The 21,645-nt window shown below is 32.8% G+C and carries 16 protein-coding genes; 13 read left to right on the top strand and 3 right to left on the bottom strand.

All coding sequences use genetic code 11. The features are described from left to right. Nucleotides 1–8: 8 nt before the first annotated feature. Both purL and RM519_RS01325 read left to right on the top strand, forming a co-directional pair. Nucleotides 9–3,671 (top strand): phosphoribosylformylglycinamidine synthase, encoded by a 3,663-nt coding sequence (gene purL / locus RM519_RS01330; RefSeq protein ID WP_311591685.1) that lies wholly within the window; start codon nt 9–11, stop codon nt 3,669–3,671. Nucleotides 3,672–3,724: 53 nt separating this feature from the next. Continuing rightward, complete coding sequence (locus RM519_RS01325; protein ID WP_311591684.1) at nt 3,725–4,627, top strand: DUF6268 family outer membrane beta-barrel protein; 903 nt, start codon at nt 3,725–3,727, stop codon at nt 4,625–4,627. Here the strand turns inward: RM519_RS01325 and RM519_RS01320 are convergent. From RM519_RS01320 to yiaA, 3 genes are all read right to left on the bottom strand, one after another. Beyond that, a complete protein-coding gene (locus RM519_RS01320; protein ID WP_311591683.1) occupies nt 4,624–5,970 on the bottom strand; it encodes a 1-acyl-sn-glycerol-3-phosphate acyltransferase in 1,347 nt (448 codons plus the stop codon). The two genes, RM519_RS01325 and RM519_RS01320, sit on opposite strands and share 4 nt — an antisense overlap. Next, nucleotides 5,967–7,259, bottom strand: coding sequence for an MFS transporter (locus RM519_RS01315; protein ID WP_311591682.1), 1,293 nt, complete (start codon nt 7,257–7,259; stop codon nt 5,967–5,969). Before RM519_RS01315 ends, RM519_RS01320 begins: the two co-directional genes overlap by 4 nt. A gap of 76 nt (nt 7,260–7,335) precedes the next feature. Continuing rightward, complete coding sequence (gene yiaA, locus RM519_RS01310; protein WP_432280172.1) at nt 7,336–7,806, bottom strand: inner membrane protein YiaA; 471 nt, start codon at nt 7,804–7,806, stop codon at nt 7,336–7,338. A 151-nt stretch (nt 7,807–7,957) separates the two neighbouring features. On the opposite strand from yiaA, the gene RM519_RS01305 reads away from it, so the two are divergent. The 11 genes from RM519_RS01305 to RM519_RS01255 all read left to right on the top strand — a co-directional run bounded on the left by RM519_RS01305 (nt 7,958) and on the right by RM519_RS01255 (nt 21,635). Further along, complete coding sequence (locus tag RM519_RS01305; protein ID WP_311591681.1) at nt 7,958–9,442, top strand: hypothetical protein; 1,485 nt, start codon at nt 7,958–7,960, stop codon at nt 9,440–9,442. 43 nt (nt 9,443–9,485) lie between these two features. Continuing rightward, nucleotides 9,486–11,261 (top strand): AMP-dependent synthetase/ligase, encoded by a 1,776-nt coding sequence (locus RM519_RS01300; RefSeq protein WP_311591680.1) that lies wholly within the window; start codon nt 9,486–9,488, stop codon nt 11,259–11,261. 31 nt (nt 11,262–11,292) lie between these two features. Further along, nucleotides 11,293–13,002 carry a DNA polymerase III subunit gamma/tau gene (gene dnaX / locus RM519_RS01295; protein ID WP_311591678.1) on the top strand — a complete coding sequence of 570 codons (1,710 nt, stop codon included), beginning with the start codon at nt 11,293–11,295 and terminating at the stop codon, nt 13,000–13,002. A 16-nt stretch (nt 13,003–13,018) separates the two neighbouring features. Continuing rightward, on the top strand, nt 13,019–13,600 hold the full coding sequence (locus tag RM519_RS01290; RefSeq protein WP_311591677.1) for a MiaE family protein: 582 nt from the start codon (nt 13,019–13,021) through the stop codon (nt 13,598–13,600). Next, the gene (locus RM519_RS01285; protein ID WP_311591676.1) at nt 13,600–14,034 is read left to right on the top strand and encodes a DUF4268 domain-containing protein; all 435 of its coding nucleotides are present in this window, start codon (nt 13,600–13,602) and stop codon (nt 14,032–14,034) included. Before RM519_RS01290 ends, RM519_RS01285 begins: the two co-directional genes overlap by 1 nt. Before the next feature lie 48 nt (nt 14,035–14,082). Beyond that, on the top strand, nt 14,083–15,495 hold the full coding sequence (gene mnmE, locus RM519_RS01280; protein ID WP_311591675.1) for a tRNA uridine-5-carboxymethylaminomethyl(34) synthesis GTPase MnmE: 1,413 nt from the start codon (nt 14,083–14,085) through the stop codon (nt 15,493–15,495). Between the two features lie 129 nt (nt 15,496–15,624). Then, entirely contained in the window at nt 15,625–16,563 is a 939-nt protein-coding gene (locus tag RM519_RS01275; protein ID WP_311591674.1) for a 2-dehydro-3-deoxygalactonokinase, read from the top strand. Between the two features lie 5 nt (nt 16,564–16,568). Next, nucleotides 16,569–17,210: a bifunctional 4-hydroxy-2-oxoglutarate aldolase/2-dehydro-3-deoxy-phosphogluconate aldolase gene (locus RM519_RS01270; RefSeq protein ID WP_311591673.1), complete on the top strand. Its 642-nt coding sequence runs from the start codon at nt 16,569–16,571 to the stop codon at nt 17,208–17,210. Beyond that, on the top strand, nt 17,207–18,865 hold the full coding sequence (locus RM519_RS01265) for a sulfatase (RefSeq protein WP_311591672.1): 1,659 nt from the start codon (nt 17,207–17,209) through the stop codon (nt 18,863–18,865). Before RM519_RS01270 ends, RM519_RS01265 begins: the two co-directional genes overlap by 4 nt. Before the next feature lie 136 nt (nt 18,866–19,001). After that, entirely contained in the window at nt 19,002–20,159 is a 1,158-nt protein-coding gene (locus RM519_RS01260; protein ID WP_311591670.1) for a mandelate racemase/muconate lactonizing enzyme family protein, read from the top strand. A gap of 15 nt (nt 20,160–20,174) precedes the next feature. Beyond that, entirely contained in the window at nt 20,175–21,635 is a 1,461-nt protein-coding gene (locus tag RM519_RS01255; RefSeq protein WP_311591669.1) for an NAD-dependent succinate-semialdehyde dehydrogenase, read from the top strand. Nucleotides 21,636–21,645 lie beyond the last annotated feature (10 nt).

Raw genomic sequence — 21,645 nt, 5'->3', positions numbered from 1 at the left:
CACAATCAATGATTCTTTTCTTCGGAAACCCATCTAAGAAAGTATTTGCAGTGCAAGTTGCAAATGAACTTTCGGCTGAAAACACGAAAAAATTAAACTGGTTATTTGGAAATCAACCTCAAATACAACAGACGTCTATTGACGTCTTTTTTGTTGGTCCACGTGCTGCTATGATTACTCCTTGGAGTACCAATGCTGTAGAGATTACTCAAAATATGGCTATTGAAGGCATTATCAGAATTGAAGAATTCTATGCAGTTTCTGAATCGAGTACCGATTTTGATCCAATGATTTCTGAAAAATACAATGGACTTAATCAGGATATTTATACTATAAATGTTCAACCAGAACCTGTTTTAGAAATAGATGATATTGCGGCTTACAATCAGCAAGAAGGTTTGGCATTAAATGATGAAGAAATTGAATATTTGAATAATCTTTCTGTAAAACTAGAAAGAAAACTCACAGATTCTGAAGTGTTTGGGTTTTCTCAGGTAAATTCAGAACACTGTCGTCATAAAATATTTAATGGAACTTTTATTATTGATGGAGAAGAAAAACCAACTTCTTTGTTCAAAATGATTAAAGAAACTTCAAAGCAATTTCCAAACGGAATTGTATCTGCGTATAAAGATAATGTTGCTTTTGTAAAGGGACCAAAAGTTGAGCAATACGCCCCTAAAACTGGTGACAAACCAGATTACTACGTAAAAAAAGAAATTGATTCTGTAATATCTTTAAAAGCAGAAACACATAACTTTCCAACTACTGTAGAGCCATTTAATGGTGCTGCAACAGGATCTGGAGGAGAAATTAGAGATAGACTTGCAGGAGGAATTGGATCATTGCCATTGGCAGGGACTGCTGTGTATATGACCTCGTATTCTAGATTAAAAAAGAATAGACCTTGGGAACAAGCCATGGAAGAGCGCGATTGGTTATACCAAACACCAATGGATATTTTAATAAAAGCGTCTAATGGAGCATCTGATTTCGGTAACAAATTTGGACAACCGTTAATTTCAGGTTCTGTATTAACTTTTGAACACGAAGAACACGCACGTAAACTAGGTTTTGATAAAGTAATTATGCAAGCCGGAGGAATTGGATTCGGTAAAGCAGAACAAAGTATAAAGAAGGAACCTAAGGAAGGAGATAAAATTGTAATCCTTGGTGGAGACAATTATAGAATTGGAATGGGTGGCGCTGCAGTATCATCCGCAGATACTGGAGAATTTAGTTCAGGTATTGAATTAAACGCGGTACAACGTTCTAATCCAGAAATGCAAAAACGTGCTGCCAATGCTATTAGAGCGATGGTTGAATTAGATGAAAATCCAATTGTTTCTATTCACGATCACGGGGCTGGAGGTCATTTAAATTGTCTTTCAGAATTGGTAGAAGAAACTGGAGGGAAAATAGACTTGGACAAGTTACCAGTTGGAGATCCTACTCTATCTGCTAAAGAACTATGTGGAAATGAATCTCAAGAAAGAATGGGATTGGTAATTAATGAAAAAGATATTGATTACTTAAATAGAATTGCAGATCGTGAGCGTTCGCCAATGTATACTGTTGGAGATGTAACAGGTGATGATAGATTTACATTCGAATCTAAAACTACGGGTGAAAAGCCGATGGATTTGGCCTTGGAAGATATGTTTGGGAGTTCTCCTAAGACCATCATGACAGACAAAACTATAGATCGAAAATTTACGGATTTAGAATACTCTGAAGATAAAATACACGATTATATTGCTCAAGTATTGCAATTAGAAGCGGTGGCATGTAAAGATTGGTTAACTAATAAAGTTGATAGATGTGTAACGGGCCGCGTTGCAAAACAACAAACTTGTGGGCCTTTACAACTGCCATTGAACAACGTTGGAGTTATGGCCTTAGACTACAATGGTAAAGAAGGTGTAGCCACTTCAATTGGACATGCACCTATAAGTGCTTTAATTGATGAAAAAGCAGGTTCTAGAAATGCAATTGCAGAATCTTTAACAAATCTTATTTGGGCACCTCTTGAAGATAATTTAGAATCCGTTTCATTATCTGCAAACTGGATGTGGCCTTGTAAAAATGAAGGTGAAGATGCACGTTTATACAATGCTGTAGAAGCAGTTTCTCATTTTGCTATTGAATTAGGCATCAACATACCAACAGGAAAGGATTCTCTTTCTATGAAACAGAAATACCCAAATGAAGAAGTGATTTCTCCAGGTACGGTAATTATTTCTGCCGCTGGACATTGTAATGAAATTTCAAAAGTTGTAGAGCCTGTTTTACAGAAAAATGCTAAAGGAATTTATTACATAAATTTATCAGAAGATACTTATAAATTAGGCGGTAGTTCTTTTGCTCAGATAAAGAATAAAATAGGTATTGAAACACCTAACATTCAAAATGCTGCTAATTTTAAAACAGCATTTAATACAATTCAAAATGCTATTAAAGCAGGACTAATTGTAGCCGGTCATGATATTTCTGCTGGTGGAATGCTAACTACTTTATTAGAATTATGCTTTTCTGATGTAAATTTAGGAGCAACAATTGATTTATCCTCTATTGGCGAATCTGACATTGTGAAATTATTATTTGCTGAAAATAGCGGAATTATAATTCAGACTAATGATAACAAAGCATTAGAAGCATTACTTTCAGAAAGTAACGTGAATTTCCATGTTATTGGAACTTCTTCACAAGATGGTACTCTAAATATTCAAATAGAAGATAGAAACCTTTCCTTTGATGTGGCAAAACATAGAGATATTTGGTACAAGACCTCTCACCTATTAGACCAAAAACAGTCGGGCAAAAAATTGGCAACGGAGCGTTTTAACAATTACAAAGAACAAGCATTAGATTTTGTCTTTCCAAAAAACTTCACGGGTAATCTACCAGAATTGAAAGAAGGGCAGAAAAAACTAAAGGCGGCTGTAATTCGTGAAAAAGGTTCTAATTCCGAACGAGAAATGGCCTATATGATGGAAATGGCTGGGTTCCAAGTGAAAGATGTTCACATGACAGATTTAATCTCTGGTCGTGAAAATTTAGAAGATATTCAGTTAATTGTTGCAGTTGGAGGATTCTCTAATTCAGATGTATTAGGTTCAGCTAAAGGTTGGGCTGGTGCATTTTTATATAATGAAAAAGCAAGAACAGCATTAGATAACTTCTTTGCAAGAGAAGACACCTTATCATTAGGTGTTTGTAACGGCTGCCAATTGTTTATCGAACTTGGTTTAATCAATGTAAATCATGAAGAAAAACCAAAAATGCTACACAATGAATCTGGAAAATTCGAATGTAACTTTACATCCATTGAAATTCAAGATAACAAAAGTGTATTACTAGATTCATTGGCGGGGTCGAAACTTGGTGTATGGGCTGCACATGGCGAAGGAAAATTCTCTTTCCCATATGAAGAAAGTCAGTATAATATTGTTGGTAAATATGGGTATAAAGGCTATCCTGCAAATCCTAATGGGTCTGATTTTAACACTGCTATTTTAACTTCTGATTGCGGTAGACATACGGTAATGATGCCACACTTAGAACGTTCTATTTTCCCATGGAATTGGGGGCATTATACTAAAGATCGAAATGATGAAGTTTCTCCATGGATACTAGCATTCGAAAATGCTCACAACTGGTTAAATAAATAATTTATAATCAAAACCCCTAACAACTATGTTAGGGGTTTTTTATGCTTTCAACTATGCGAAAACTATTCATACTTTCAGTATTCCTTCCTTTTTTCTCAATTGCTCAAGAATATGCAGATATATTAAAAGTTGGTTACAGTTATGCACCAAATGTGAAATTTAAAAACTATGATGAACAAACAGATGTAAACAGTTTTGAAGCAAATTTAACTTTACCGATTGTATTAAATGATAAACATGCTTTAATTACTGGAATTGATTTTAATAGCAGTCGTTTATTACTTTCGCCGGAATACAACCAATCAACAACTTTATACAACACCTTATTAAAAATAGGATTGGCGACTACACATTCTGAAAAATGGAGTACAACATTTGTCTTACTTCCAAAAATTGCCTCAGATTATAAGCGTATTTCTAGTGATGATTTTTACTTTGGTGGTTATGCTACAGCAAAATTCAAAAAGAGTGAGAACTTAAGTTATCGTTTTGGATTTTATACATCAACAGAAGCTTTTGGGTTATTTGCGACACCAATATTCGGTGCGTATTACAAGAGCCCTAATACCAAGTTTGAAGTAGATGCTTCCCTCCCAATTAAGGCGGACGTAAATTATAGTATAGGTAAAACAAAAATTGGGTTCGACTATTTTGGAATAGGAAGAAGTTATAACATCAGTCAAGAAACAAGCGCTCCAGTTTATATTGAACAAAGTCCTTTAGAATTCTCTACATATTTTGAATATGGCATACTTGACAACAGTATTCTTTTACGTACAAAATTAGGATATTCGAATAACAATTACGAGGTTTACGAACAGGGTGATGAACTAGATTTTAGATTGTCAGCTTTCAGTTTTGGAGACGATAGAGCCCAATTAAATCCAGATATACTAGGAAGCGTATTCTTTAAATTACAAGTTGTATATAGGGTTTATTTTAAAATAAATAACTAAGAAATTACTAAAGTATTTTCTCTTACTTTTTCAACTTCGGTCATAATTTCATCTCTCAATAAAATGAGTTCTACTTTCTTTTCTCCTTTCACAAAAAAGTAATAGTGAATCACCTTAAGGAAACGTTTAAATTCTAAATAAAAATACATTGCTATATAACCGGAAACAATAAACAATAGAGGTAATGCAAAATACATCCATGTCTTTATTTCAAACAAACTTCCTAATAGCCATATTTCTAAAACATAAAATAAAGGAAAAGTGAATAACCCTGTGACCATTTGAACTGAAGTTTTGTATTCTAAATCAATTTTAAGAGATTTAAATATGCGGTATGGTAACATATAGGGAATGTAGTTTGCAACTAGACCTAAAAAATAAAACGGAAAAAGTAAACTAAATTGGAGTACATAGCTAAAAAGTACTAAACCCTTATTCAATTCTAGAAAACCATCGGATAAAAATCCAGTAGACAATTTCTCTTCTTTAAGTTTATCAAAAAAAGTAAATATTTTATCCTTTGTACAGTTATATTGCCCTTTGTCAACCATTTTAACCTCATTAAGAATCTTCGACATGTTATTTCTGATCCATAATGATTCACCAGAATTTTTTGAAATATGTTTTATGGGATTAAAATAGGAAGCATAAAACTTATGGAGTTTAATTAAGAATTCTTCGTGGTTTTTATCCTCAGTATGTGGGATATTCTTAGCCATTTCAACTCGTATTCTTTCAGTTAAAGTTTTTACTCCTTTGAAATTATCTTCATAATATATATCCTTAAAATCGGAAACATCGATTGGAGGATTTACCGTTATAGACACCGTACTTCTAAATTGTATTGAGTCAGAATAATCTAGCGTTATAGGAACAATTTTTAAATTACCATTAAATTCCTTTACTTCTTCATAACTCAATGCAATTCTGGCAGTGCCTGTTTTAATGTCTCTTAATTTTAATTCATAATAACTGCTTCCCTCAGGAAAAATTAAGAAAGTTCCATCTTCCTCTAAATATTGATGGCATCGTATAAATGTACTTGCATTGTCCGGTTTTTCTCCTTTAGAAACATCCTTTTTCCTGTAAATTGGAATAATATGCAGATAGGTTAAAATCTTTGCTAGTAGTTTATTTTTAAAAATTCCAGCGTTTGCAATAAATCCAATTCTTTGTTTGACAATTGACGCTACAAGTAAAGGATCTGTCATTGTACTAGGGTGATTCGAAACAATAATCAAAGGCCCGTTTTTTGGAATATTCGATTTTCCAAAAACTTCAGTTTTCTTATAAAAAAAGAAAAGCGTAATTTTTACAATAACCCTTAAAAAATTATATATCATTTCATGTTTTTCTTAAGGTTTGCTAATTGAAGAAATACAAATCCTCCAATAAAGAAAACGGACATAAACACCATGCTATAGCGCATACTTCCAGTAACCTGATCTATATAGCCATAACATAAAGAACCTATTACAATAGCTAGTTTTTCGGTAATATCATAAAAACTAAAGTAAGAAGCCGTATCTCTTGTTTCGGAAGGAATTAATTTAGAATACGTAGACCTCGATATAGATTGAATACCACCCATAACAAATCCTAATGCGGCAGACAATATATAAAATGACATTTTTCCATCAGAAAAATAACCTCCAAAACAAATTAAAACCCAAACAATAAGTGTAACACTAATTGCAAATCCATTTCCTTTTAATTTTGAAAGCCATGCGAAAAAATACGCTCCACCTATCGCCAAAACTTGTAATATCAAAACGATATAGATCATTTCATCTGCGGCCATCCCAATTACCTTATCTGCGAACAATGGCGCTAATAGCATTACAGTTTGTACACCCATACTAAAAAGAAAGAAAGATGTTAAAAAACGCTTCATAACTAGTTTAGCTTGAACTGAAACAAACACTTTCTTCAGTTCGTTTAATCCATTTCCTAGTATTTTTAGACTAATTGGTTTTCCGGTGCTTTTATCCTTTAAGTAGTAGAAGGCAATTTGAGAAAAACCTAACCACCATATTCCGACCAAAATAAATCCAAATCTGGTAGCCTCTCCTCCACTTGAAAAACCAAATACCTCAAACTTTTGATACAACACTAAATTGAATATCAATAATATTACACTTCCTATATATCCAAGAGAAAACCCTTTAGCGCTAACTTTATCCATTATATCATTAGATGCTACTTCAGGCAAAAAACCATTATAAAAAACCAATGATCCTGCATAGCCAATACTTGCCAAAACCGAACAAGCAATTCCATACTCTATATTTTCTCCAGTAAAAAAATAGAGTCCAATACAAGATATAGAACCTAAATAGGTAAATATTTGCATAAACCTTTTTTTCTTTCCACTATAATCTGCAATACCTGAAAGAATGGGTGAAATAAACACAATAACTAAGAATGAAAACGATATTGCATAAGAAAACAATACAGAGTTTTTTATTGTCATTCCAAAAAATTCAACCATTTCGCCTCCAAACGCTTCTTCTGTCTTGCTTAAATAATAGATTGGGAAAATTGCGGTTGTAACAATTAAATTATAGACCGAGTTGGACCAATCGAATGACGCCCAAGCGTTAATTAGTCTTTTATTGTTTTTTTCTAACATGTTGGTTGAACTTTGGTTAGTTTATGATTTTAAAGATGCAACTTATAATTAAACTAAGCTGCATCTCATAATTAATTTATTTGCTGTCAATAAAATTTTTATCTCTCGTATTTTTTTGAACAGCTATGGAAGCATAAATACTTAGCAGGTATGACAAAGCGTAAAATCCTTTTTCGCTGTACAATAATTCTGCATTCCAAAGACCTATGATCAGTAATAAAATTGCGCATATAACAGAAAACCAACTAATTCCATAATACATATCAGATACAGGTAAACCTTCTAGTTTATCTCTAACGCTTTTTTGAATTGAAACTGCAGCGAACAAACCGAACAAAAGAATCGTAAAATAATATCCTTTTTCATTTAATTGCATCGTTGCATTCCACAGTCCAATACAATAACTTGTGACACCAGTCAAAAGAGCAATCCAGGAAGCACCAATAAAGGCGGGAGTTGGTTTTTGATTAAAAAGACCATTAGAATCTTTTAAATCTTCTTTTGTTTTCTGTTTACTTTCTTCAATTTTCACATTTAAATCCATCATAAAATATTTAAGTTAATAATTTAATAGCACAAACTTGAGGAATTCAGTTTCTGTTTAATAATCTAATATTTAAAAATACTTACGATATATATTTATTTTAATTGTTGATTTTTACTTAATTTAAAGTAAATTTACCCATATATAATTACTAATGAATTCTATCTCTTCATTAATTTCTATTTTGTCAGAAACTGATAAACGAAATTATTTACACTCTCTTAGTTTTAAAAATAAAAGGTCAGATGTTAAGAATATTCAGTTATTCAAAATTTTAGATCGTGATAAAAATGCAACCAACATAGATGTAATTATTTATGGAAAACCATCAAAGGGAGCATATCATGCTTTATGCAAACGGCTGCATGATAGTTTAATCGACTTTATTGCCTCGAGAAGTTTTGAGAACGAATCATCTATAGAAATGAATTCGTTAAAATTAGTTTTAGCAAGTAGAATTCTTTGCAAACACCAACAATATAAGGCTGCCTACAAAACATTAAATAAAGCGGAAATAATTTCGAAAAAACATTCGTTATTCAATATTTTAAACGAAGTATATCAAACTAAAATAATGCATTCGCATAACCTTGAACAAGTGGATCTTGTTCAGGTAATAGATAATTTCAAGTCTAACAAACAATATCTATATGAAGAAGAAAATTTAAATCTGTTCTACGCTTCATTATTAAAAGAATTACAAGAGGATAAAGTCATTTTTAATGATATTCTTGACAAAAACCTGACAAAATTTAATATTTCCATAACAAGTAATCTAAGTTATCAATCATTATTTAAAATCATTGAAATCAGCAATAAAGTTGCTAATTTGACGAGAGATTATCATACCATCTTAGAATTTGTAGAAGAGGCATGTCTAAAAATTGAAACTTCAGAAAGAATAGTTGACAAATACCTTAATGAGCATATTCAAATACTATATTATTTAGGAAACACCTATTTCAGAATTAAAAATTTTAAAAAATCTAAAGAATATTTTCACCAAATGCATCGGTTCATGCTATTGAACAACAGTAAGCATTTTGATGCCTTTTATCCACAATACTATTTAGTAGTGAATCTCATACAACTTTTTGAAGGCGACGTTTCAAAAGTATCTGATGCTTTAAGCAAGTTTGATTATCATAAATATAAGAAAAATGACGAGTATTGTCACGATTTGAAATTAACCTGGGCCACTTCTCTATTTTTAGAAGATAAATTTAAAGAGTCTCTGAGTATTTACAGAAATTTTTACAGAAACGATAAATGGTATGCTGAGCAATTTGGAAATATTTGGGTAATTAAGAAAAACGTTCTAGAGTTATTATTACTCGTTGAATTAAATCATCTTGATTTATTTGAATCTCGATTTACAAGTTTTAGAAAAAAACACACAAAACATTTAATTAACAGAAATGAAAAAAGAGTATTGGATTTTATAAAATTTATATCAGATTATTATTACAAAACTAAAAACCATAAATCTGAAGAATATATTTCAAAAGTTCAGGAATCACTTCAAGTTAAAGATGAATCTGAAGATATTTTTATTCTTTGTTTTTATGCTTGGTTAATGTCTAAAATAAACAATACATCTACATACCAAACATGCTTAAATTATATTCATAGTAACTAATAAAATTTTTGTACTTTGCCTCAATACATTTAATGAATTATTTATGCAAGTAACACGTCTGTTCGACTTTCCATATTATCAATTAGAAAACAACCCTTTACCAGATGCTTTAGTTTCTAAAGTTGATGGAGAGTGGACTCCCACTTCTACTATAGAATATATTAATCAGGCAAATGCTATAAGTAGAGCATTATTAAAAATGGGGGTTAAACCAGGTGATAAAATTGCGATTATATCTTCTTCAAATAGAACTGAATGGAATATTATGGATATTGGTGTGTTACAAATAGGGGCGCAAACTATTCCTATTTACCCAACGAGTTCAAAAGAAAATTACGAATATATATTTAATCATTCTGAGTCGACTTATTGTTTTTTATCGGATCAAGAATTGTATGATAAAGCAAATGCTGTTATTGGAAATTGCGATACTTTAAAGGAGATTTATTCTTTTGAAGAAATAGAAGGATGTAAAAACTGGAAAGAGGTTTTAGAAGATGGTGCCGATGAATCGAACCAAAACGAAGTTGAAAAAAGAAAAGAAGCCGTAAAAGAAACAGATTTAGCAACAATTATATATACTTCAGGAACTACAGGAACTCCAAAAGGCGTAATGCTTTCTCATAAAAATATTGTTAGCAACACTTTAGACAGCACGCCTCGCCTACCTTTAAAAGGAGACGATACTAAAGTACTAAGTTTCTTACCGCTATGCCATGTTTTTGAACGTGTACTAATCTATATATACCAATACAATAGTCTATCTATTTATTATGCTGAGAGTATTGAAAAGATGCCTGAAAACATTAAAGAGGTAAAACCTAACTTTATGAGTGTTGTTCCAAGGTTATTGGAAAAAATATATGATAAAATTATAGCGAAAGGAGCCGACTTAACAGGAATTAAAAAAATGCTGTTTTTTTGGGCGGTTAATGTTGGTGAACAATACAAGCCATACAATGCAAATGGCTGGTGGTATGAAAAGAAATTAGCAATAGCCAAGAAGTTGATTTTCGTAAAATGGCGCGAAGCTCTTGGTGGTGAAATAAATACAATGGTATCAGGTAGTGCAGCTTTACAGCCGCGCTTAACTAGGATTTTTACTGCAGCAGGTATGCATATTATGGAAGGCTATGGATTAACAGAAACATCTCCTGTAATTTCTGTAAACCAATATGAAGGAGGCCTTTTTAAAATTGGAACCGTTGGTAAGGCTATTGATAATGTTGAAGTTAAAATTGCCGAGGATGGAGAAATTTTAATAAAAGGCCCTAACGTAATGATGGGCTATTATAAAAATGATGAAATGACAGCCAGTGTTATGACTGGAGATTATTTTCATACCGGAGATAAGGGAGAACTTTGCGAAGATGGTTTCTTAAAAATTACAGGCCGTAAAAAGGAAATCTTTAAAACTTCTGGTGGTAAATACATTTCACCAGTACTTATAGAAAATGTTGTAAAACAATCTCGTTTTATAGAGCAAATAATGGTTGTTGGCGAAGGAGAGAAAATGGCGGCTGCAATTGTACAACCAAACTTTGAATTTTGTCAAGAATGGGCAAAACGACATGAGATTGAAATAGGTGAAACTACAGAAGAAATTTCTGTTCATGTAAAAGTGATAGAACGAATTAACGAAGAAATTGAAGAAGCCAACAAAGGCTTTGGAAAATGGGAAACTATTAAGAAGTTTGAATTAACACCAGATGTTTGGACAATTGATAATAACTGCCTCACTCCTACGCTAAAACCGAAGCGTGCAGTTATCAAAGAAAAATACATGGATTTATACAACAAAATCTATTCTAATTCTTAAATTTGTTTTACTGTTTTTATTAGGATAATTCATGGAACATTTTATTGTATCGGCTCGAAAATATAGACCTCAAACTTTCAAAGAAGTGGTTGGGCAACAAGCCATTACGAATACGCTAGAAAATGCTATTAAAAACAATCATTTAGCACAAGCATTATTATTTACGGGGCCAAGAGGAGTCGGTAAAACTACGTGTGCGAGAATTTTGGCTAAAAGAATCAATCAAGATGGGTTAGACAAAGTTAACCCTGATGAAGACTTTGCTTTTAATATTTTTGAATTGGATGCCGCTTCTAACAACTCGGTAGATGATATTAGAAATTTAACTGATCAAGTTCGGATTCCTCCGCAAGTTGGAAAATATAAAGTCTATATTATTGATGAGGTTCATATGCTATCACAAGCGGCTTTTAATGCTTTCTTAAAAACACTAGAAGAACCACCTGCACATGCCATTTTCATATTAGCAACTACTGAAAAGCATAAAATAATTCCTACCATTCTTTCGAGATGTCAAATTTTCGACTTTAAAAGAATAACTGTATTTGACGCGAAAAACTATTTAAAGGAAATTGCAACGCAAGAAAATGTGAATGCAGAAGATGATGCACTTCACATAATTGCTCAAAAAGCAGATGGTGCCATGCGTGATGCGCTTTCAATTTTTGACAGAGTTGTAAGTTTTTCCGGAGCTGAATTAACTAGACAAGCAGTTACCGAAAACCTTAATGTCTTAGATTATGAGGTGTATTTCGATATGACACAATTACTATTGGAAAATAAAATTCCAGAAGTATTGCTTCAATTCAATACGATCTTAACTAAAGGTTTTGATGCACACCATTTCATTGCTGGATTGGCTTCACATTTTAGAGATTTATTAGTAGCAAAAGATAAAGTCACTATAGAATTGCTAGAAGTTGGAGACAACGCCAAAAAAAGATATTTAGAACAATCCCAAGCAGCGACAATGCAGTTTCTGTTAAAGGCAATTGACAAAGCAAATGATTGCGACTTTAAGTATAAGACTAGTAAAAATCAACGCTTACTAGTTGAATTGACTCTTATGCAATTAGCCTCTATCACTTTTGATGGAGAAAAAAAAAATGACAAAAACTTCATAATACCTTCCAATTTCTTCAAGGCAACCATTATTAAAGAAAGAATTGATGTTGCTCAAGAAACAATTGCTAAAAGTGATACAATCACTAAAAATTATGAGCAGCCTTCAAAACCAAAAATACAACCAGTAGTATTAGAAGCTGCAGCGAAAATAAAAACCAAAAGAAAAACCAGTTCTACCCTTTCTTTAAAAAGTATTGCTCGAAAAAAAATTGAAGACACTGAAGTAGTGTTTGAAGATTTTACAAACATGCCAAGGGGAGAGTTTACTGAGATAGAATTCATTAAACTTTGGAAACGACATTACAACGACTTATTAAAGGATGGAAAGAAAATAATTGCATCCATCATTAATGCAGACAAACCAGTTTTATCAGGAACAATAATTAAACTGACCCTGCCTAATGAAAACATGAAGTCTCAGTTAATGACGCATAAACCAAAACTACTCAAGTTTTTGCGTCAAGGGCTGAATAATTATGGTCTTGAACTTGAAATTGAAGTGAATGAAGTTGCAGATAAAAAATATGCCTATACTCCTCAGGAAAAATATGCGAAACTCGCTGAAAAGAATCCGTTTTTAAGTGAATTTAGAAAAAAACTAGATTTAGACGTTTAATTATATTAATGCTACCATGTTAGGTCTACAGTTCGAAACAGAAACTTCTTGGGCAGAAATTGCGAAAGATGATTTGCAACAAATACTAACTGATCATGCATTTGCCGAGCAAAAGGCTTCTGCAAATGCTATTTCCATAACGATTAATTATTCCGAAGAAACTGAATTGGTTAAATCTATGTTGGAGATTGCAATTGAAGAATTGGAACATTTTCAGATGGTGCATGAAATTATGATTAAGCGCGGATTGATTTTAGGACAGGCTCAACAAAATGATTATGCAATTCGTTTGCAAAAATTCTTTCCAAAAACCAACGATAGAACAGATGCCTTAATTCAGCGTTTACTTGTTGCTGCTTTAATTGAAGCACGGAGTTGTGAACGATTTAAGGTTTTTTCAGAAAACTTGGAAGATCCTGAATTGAAAAAGTTCTACAATGATTTAATGATTTCTGAAGCGAATCATTACACTATTTTTTTAAGATTTGCACGTAAGTATCAAGACAGAAACATTGTGGATACCAAATGGAATGAATTGTTAAAATATGAAGCCGATTTTATGAAGACAAGAGGTGGAATAGCTAGAGTTCACGGCTAATGTTTAGTAAAGAAGAAGCGGCACATTTAAGAAAAGAATTTTGGACTTCGTTTGGGAAGTCTTTCCCTAGAAAATGGTTATTGTACAACACTACAATAAAAGGATATTCATTTAAATTTCAAGCGGATAGAAAAGAAGCAATGGTTTGCCTAGATATTGACCACCCTGATGAGATTGCAAATGAATTATTATACGATCAAATGTTATCCTTAAAATCTTTATTAACTAATGAATTGCCTTCCGTAATCTATAGTGATAATTATACATTAGACAACGGAAAAACAATTCATAGAATTTATATTCCTTTAGAAAAAAAGTTTAGTATCTACAATAAAAACACCTGGCGTTCTTGCTACGAATTCTATTTTGCTACCATGTCAAAACTAGAACTATTTTACTACGAGTATGAAGACATTATTAGACAAGCTATTTAACAATTCAAACTTTCAAATTTATATGCGCCTAGTCCGTATATTTGCACCATGATTCAAACCGATACCATTATTGCATTGGCAACTCCATCTGGAATGGGTGCTATTTCTGTGATTCGACTTTCTGGGCCTAAGGCTATTGACCTTGTTAATGCTCATTTTAAATCAAGAATTAAAGAGAAAGATTTAACAAAAGTAAAGTCGCATACCATACATTTAGGTAATATAATAGACGGAAACAGAATTATTGATGAAGTATTGGTTTCCGTATTTAAGAACCCACATTCATACACGGGGGAAAACGTGGTTGAAATAAATTGCCATGGCTCTATTTATATTCAACAAGAAATAATTCAATTGTTTCTCCAAAATGGGTGTAGAACTGCTGATAATGGTGAATTTACTTTAAGAGCCTTTACCAATGGCAAAATGGATTTAACGCAAGCAGAAGCTGTTGCAGACTTAATTGCTTCAGATTCAAAGGCATCACATCAAATTGCATTGCAACAAATGCGAGGTGGGTTTTCCTCTGAAATCGCAAACCTTCGAGAGCAATTACTCAATTTTGCATCTTTAATTGAATTAGAACTTGATTTTTCTGAGGAAGATGTGGAGTTTGCCGATAGAACACAATTTAGGGAGTTGGTAAATAAATTATCAAATATTTTAAAACGATTAATTGATTCCTTCGCTCTTGGGAATGTGTTTAAAAACGGGATTCCGGTTGCCATTGTTGGTGAACCAAATGTAGGTAAGTCTACCCTACTCAATTCCTTATTAAACGAAGAGCGCGCCATTGTATCTGACATTGCTGGTACTACAAGAGATGCCATTGAAGACGAAATTGCTATAAATGGTGTTAGTTTTAGATTTATAGATACAGCAGGTATTAGAGAAACAGAAGATGTTGTAGAAAGTATTGGTATTCAAAAAACATTTGAAAAAATTGAACAGGCTCAATTGGTCATTCAGTTGTTAAATGCATCTAACCTTGTCGATAATGATAAGATGTTGAAACAAGTTCAGCACGACGTTAAGGAGTTACAGGAGAAGTATCCGAATAAAAGAATTCTAACCTTACTGAATAAGTACGATACTATATCTGATGATGAGAAGAAACAATTAAATGTTATTCTGAGTGAAGGCGAAGAATCTTTTATCCCAATCTCAGCAAAAACTAGAGTAGGTATTGACACATTAATTGATGAACTAACTAAATTGGTAAACATCGGTGCTCTTAGTAATAACCAAACCATTGTCAGTAACAATCGACATTTCGAAGCGTTGACTAATGCTTTAAAGGCTATTAAAGAAGTAGAAAACGGGATGGAAATGGACATCAGTTCTGACTTGTTAGCAATTGACATTCGTCAAGCCTTATTCCATTTAGGTGAAATAACAGGGAGTGTTACAACAGATGATTTGTTGGGTAACATCTTTGCTAACTTCTGTATTGGAAAGTAACTTTACCAAAAACTAAGTACCACATTTTTTCTAAAAATTGCTTTATGGTAATTTATGTTTTAAAATTGTTAACTATTAATATTTAGACTTTATGCGCATCAATTAAATTTGATGCTATATTTTTAAAGCATGAATGCAGAATATTTTATCAGTGTAGATTGGGGAACTACAAATTTGCGTATTAGAGCCATAGAAACGGCTACATTGAAAATTATAGATGCAGTTCATTCTAATAATGGCGTAAAACAAATATTTATGCTATGGAAAAAATCTGAACAATCTAGGACAGATTTTTTTTTCAATATTTTAAGAACAGAAATTGATAAACTTAAAGGGAATGAAGTAAACTCCTTCCCTATTTTGATTTCGGGTATGGCTTCTTCAAGCATTGGATTAAAGGAATTATCTTACGCTCCGATTCCATTTAACACTAACGGTCAATCTTTACATATAGAAAAAATTGAAGATCAAATCTTCTTAATATCTGGTGTACAGTCAGAAACTGATGTAATTAGAGGTGAAGAAGTTCAACTTTTAGGCTTATCACATTTATGCGTTCCTAATAAAACCAACATTTTTATTTTACCTGGAACGCATAGTAAACATTTGACCATACAAAATAACCATGTAACTCAATTTAAAACTTACATTACAGGAGAACTCTTTGATGTTTTATCGAAACATAGTATCCTAAGTAGTTCTATTAATCAAGGGAATTTCGATAGGCAAACAATAAATGGGTTTACAAAAGGAATTCAGGATTCTCAAAATGGAAATTCAATTTTAAATTCTATTTTTAAAACTAGAACAAACTCTTTGTTTGAAACTTTAAACCCTCAAGAAAATTATTATTATTTAAGTGGCTTGCTAATTGGTGAGGAATTAAAAGAACTTATTAATCTTAAGGATGCTAGTTCTATACATTTATGTGCAAGTGGAACCCTTTTTGAATTGTATAAAATGGCAATTGATATTCTAAAATTAAATACAATAACTTCAATTGTATCAAAACAAACAGTTGATACAGCAGTGGTAAAAGGTCACTCCAAATTATTAAAAACCTTATAAAAATTATGACGGCTGTATTTAATCAAAACTTATTTGACCAGATGCCTGTAATAGGGATTCTAAGAAATGCATCACTAGAATCAATCGAAAAAATTCTACCATATTATAAAAAAGCAGGGTTTACAAATTTAGAAATTACAATGAATTCTAAAAATGTAGAAACGATCATTCAAAAACTGAGTAGTGAAAATTCAGATATGAACATTGGCGCTGGTACTGTTTGCAGTTTGGATGATTTAAAGCGTGCTTTAAATGCGGGTGCCACTTTTATCGTTACTCCTATTTTAAATACTGAAGTTATTAACTATTGTAGAACGCATCAAATTCCAGTTTTTCCAGGAGCCTTTTCTCCTACCGAAATTTATAACGCCACTAATTTAGGAGCAACCGCAGTTAAAGTATTCCCTGCAACACAGTTAGGCGTTTCTTATATTAAAGACATTCTTGCACCACTAAACAATGCAAAATTACTACCAACAGGAGGTGTTTCAAAACAGAATATAGCCGCTTTTTTAAATGCTGGTGCCATTGGTGTTGGCATGGGTGGATCACTATTCGATAAAAAATTAATTGAATCAGAGAATTTTGATCAATTGTTTCAACATTTTAAAGAAATTGCAACCATTGTATTAAAAAATATTAAATGAGATCTTTCTTTGTCAGATTTATAACGCTTTTTATTGGACTAACCATTTATAGTCAACAAACCGAAAAATCATCTACAAAACCAAATATTTTAATGATAATGGTAGATGATTTAAACGATTATCAAGGTGCTTTCGGAGGCCATACTCAAGCCAAAACCCCCAACATTGATAAATTAGCAGAATCGGGTACGAAATTTACGAATGCACATACCAATGTTCCTGTCTGTTCACCTTCTAGAAATAGTTTGTTTACTGGGATTTACCCTCATAACTCAAGAGATTTTGGATGGACTCCACACTTTAAGCAAGCTGTATTAAAGAATCATAAAACCTTTATCGAATATTTTAAAGAAAATGGATATCAAACTTTAGGAACAGGAAAGTTACTTCATAAAAACGTTAAGTCTTATTGGGATGATTGGGGTGTGCCTGAAGGGATAAACTATGGTCCTCATGCATACAGTGGTATTGATAAAAAAGGAAAACGGATTATGGGGCACTCTTCGGTGCCCGAACCATTTAGAAGCATAAACGTGGTCGATGGTTCTTTTGCTTCTTTAGCAGATACTCCTATAACTAAAAATGAAAATGGCACCATTATAGAAACCGGTTGGACCTATGGCCAAAAACGTTTCAGATATGAAAATGATAATGATCGAGATTTAATGCCTGATGAACAGCACGCGCTCTGGGTAAAACATAAAATTAAAGAACTCGAATTAAACGTTTCGAACAAACCGTTTTTTATGGGCGTAGGTTTCGTGAATCCTCATACACCTTTATATGCTCCGCAAAAATACTTTGACATGTTTCCTTTAAATGAGATTCAATTACCTCTTATAAAAGAAAATGATAATGAAGATATTCATTATTCAAGTGTTTATGATGATACAGAAATGGGTCTTGCTTATTACAAAAAGTTAAGAAAATCTTATCCCAATGAAGATGAAGGCTTACGGAAGTTTTTACAAGCATATTTAGCCTGCATTGCATTTATGGATGATCAAGTCGGTATTGTAATGGATGCGATTGACAACAGTAAATTTAAGGACAACACCATTGTAGTTTTTGTTAGCGATCATGGTTGGCAAATGGGCGAAAAAGAGTATTTATATAAAAATTCACCATGGGATGAAAGCACACGAATTCCTTTTATTATAAGGGCTCCTAAATTTTCAAAGCCCAAAAGCGAGGTACATCATGCCGTTTCATTAATTGATATTTTTCCTACCCTAAAAGATTTATGTAATTTAAAGGGTCGTACTTTAAATTCATCTGATAGTGAAAAACTAGATGGATATAGTTTGAAACCTTTCTTAGAAAACCAGAATTCCAAAAACTGGAAAGGTCCTAATGGTGCTTTAACCGTTTTAGGCGCAGCTATTAACAAACCAATTGAAGGCATAGGTTTTAGCAGCAACCCTGGCGCACTTTGGCACATCCAAATTACCAAGGATTTGAAAGAATCTTATGTTAAACAGCAAAACTATAGTTATAGAACTGAGCATTGGCGGTATATCCTCTATCACAATGGAAAAGAAGAACTTTACAACATTAAAAAAGATGCTAAAGAATGGAACAATTTAGCAGATGATACTTCACTAAAACAAATTAAAACTCAGTTAAAATCTGAGATGATGGAACTCATAAATTAAACCTTTTTCGGGTTCAAAAATCTAAACAGATAATTTTTGATAGAGCAAGGGTAAGTTTAATTAACCATTCACTTTTTTCAATTCCTATTTTTGATAACGTAAAATAATCTTTGCATTAAATCAAAAAAAATAACCAATGGTAATAAGTAAGGTAGAATCCTTTATTCTCAAGGATCAATTATCAAAAAGTTTTTACTTTTCTCAATGGGAATACTCAGAACGTTGTATTTGTGTGGTAAAAATAACAACTAGATCCGGAGAAGTTGGTTGGGGAGAGGGATATGGCCCAGCCCATGTTTTAAATGAAGGAATTAATCTTTTAAGACCTATCGTAATTGGTGAAAACCCTCTAGAAAACGAACTTGTTTGGAGTAAAATGTATCGTAAAACACTGGATTACGCGAGAAGAGGTGTTTTAGTTGCTTCAATAAGTGCAATAGATATTGCACTATGGGATTTAAAGGGTAAAATTCTCGGACTTCCTGTATCTACCCTACTCGGTGGAAAACAAAGAGATCATGTACGTCCCTACGCAACAGGGCTGTATTTTTCAGACATCAACAATCCTTCAAGAGATTATGAGGAAGAAATTGAAGACTATATAGCTCGTGGATTCAAGTCTATTAAAATGAAAGTTGGACTAGGTGTTGAAACAGACTATCAAAATGTAAAAAAAGTACGAGAACTTATTGGTGATAAAATACAACTGATGGTTGACTCCAACCACGCTTATAATCTCAGGGAAGCCGTTTCATTAGCTAAAAAATTAGAGCCTCTCAATATTCATTGGTTCGAAGAACCTTTATCTCCAGAGTATTATGAACAATATAATGAACTCAGAAATAGAACTACAATACCAATTGCAGCTGGTGAATGTGAGTATTTGCGATTTGGATTTCATCAATTACTAAAGAACAAATCCATAGATATTTTACAGCCAGACATTTGTTCGAGCGGTGGAATAACCGAAGGCAAAAGAATTGCTGCTTTGGCAAGCACTTATGGAATTGAAATAGTTCCTCATACTTGGGGCACAGGAATTGGAATTCATGTTGCACTCAATTTTATTGCCAATTTAGAATGCATACCAGGTAGAATGATGCAACCTGATTTTCTGATGGAATATGACCAGACGGAGAATGGCATAAGAGAACGCTTAACATACCCTAAAATTGAATTGAAAGATGGATTAATTGCCATACCAAAGGCACCAGGATTGGGTATAGAAGTTGACGAAGCCGTTTTAATGGAGTATGCCATTCCGAATGAAACTATTAAAAATATTACTATTTAATTAAACTGAAATAAATTGAATACGGAAAAATTTGGTTATAAAAAATTATACATCAACGGTGCATTGGTTGACGCCAAAAGCGGAAAAAGGACAGTTGTTGAGTGTCCCGCTACCGGAGAAATAATAGCAGAAGTAGCCCAAGCAGGTAAAGAAGATGCCGATTATGCTCTAAAAGCGGCTCAAAAAGGATTTAAATATTGGTCTAAACTTTCCTTAACGGAACGTACAGAATGGATGTCTAAACTAAGATTGGCTGTACTCGAAAAAGAACATGAGCTAAGAACTGCAATGGTTCATGAAATGGGTAAAAATTACGAAGGTGCTTATGAAGATATAGAAGCTGTTGTAAATGCTTTGGAATGGTACCCAAATGCAATGAAGAATTTAAAGGAAGAACAACTACCAGATTATGAAAACACGCATACACATAAAATGATTTCAAGACCTGCAGGTGTTGCAGTAGCCTACTTGGCCTGGAATTTTCCATTATTAAATGTTGGTTTTAAATTGGGTCCAGCTTTGGCGGCGGGTTGTTCCATTATTATAAAGCCTTCTACCCTTTCTCCATTGTCTACTTATATGCTCGGTGAAATTTTGCATGAAATTGATTTTCCAGCAGGTGTTGTGAACATTATATCTGGTCCAAGCAGTGAAGTTGCGACCACATTAACCACAAGTAAAATACCGGCAGTACTTACCATGATTGGATCAACTGAAACTGGAAAAAAAGTGATTTCTGACAGTACCACTTCAATTAAAAAGTTAGGAATGGAACTAGGGGGCAATGCACCTTTCATTGTCTTTGACGATGCCGATATTGACAAGGCACTAGACCTAGCAGTAGTATTAAGTTTTTGGAATTCAGGGCAAATATGTGTTGCAGCCAATAGAATTTTTGTTCATAAAAACATTTATGACAAGTTCTTAAAAGCATTTGTGAAAAGAACGTCTGAATTAAAACTTGGTTTTGGAATAAAAGAAACCCCGGATGTTTTTATGGGACCCGTTGTTAACAGAAGTGATAGAGATCGGATGTTCGATTTAATTAATGATGCGGTTAGCAAAGGAGCTAAACTTGAATACGGTGGAAGAATCCCTAGTAACTTACCCGAGGCTGGAAATTGGATTGAACCAACCGTATTATCAGGAGTTACATCAGAAATGCGTGTATTTAATGAAGAAATTTTTGGTCCTGTTGCTCCTATCCTAAGTTTTGATTTGGACGATGAAGTATTGGAATTAGCCAATCAAACCGAATACGGTTTAGCCTCCTATATTTTTACAAACGATCATAACAGAATTCACCGATTTTCCGAAGAACTAGAATTTGGTGAAATACAAGTAAACGGTGTTAAATATGCCATCTACTTACCTCACGGTGGTATTAAGAACAGTGGTATTGGTCACGATTGTTCTCATTTAGCACTAGATGATTATCTCGTAAAGAAACGTATATCAATCGCAATAAAATTATAATTTAATAATA

It is taken from the genome of Urechidicola vernalis (genome assembly GCF_031846385.1).
Taxonomy (GTDB): domain Bacteria; phylum Bacteroidota; class Bacteroidia; order Flavobacteriales; family Flavobacteriaceae; genus Urechidicola; species Urechidicola vernalis.
The sequence above is the reverse complement of the archived record's forward strand: the minus strand, read 5'-3'. Positions and strand labels throughout refer to the sequence as shown.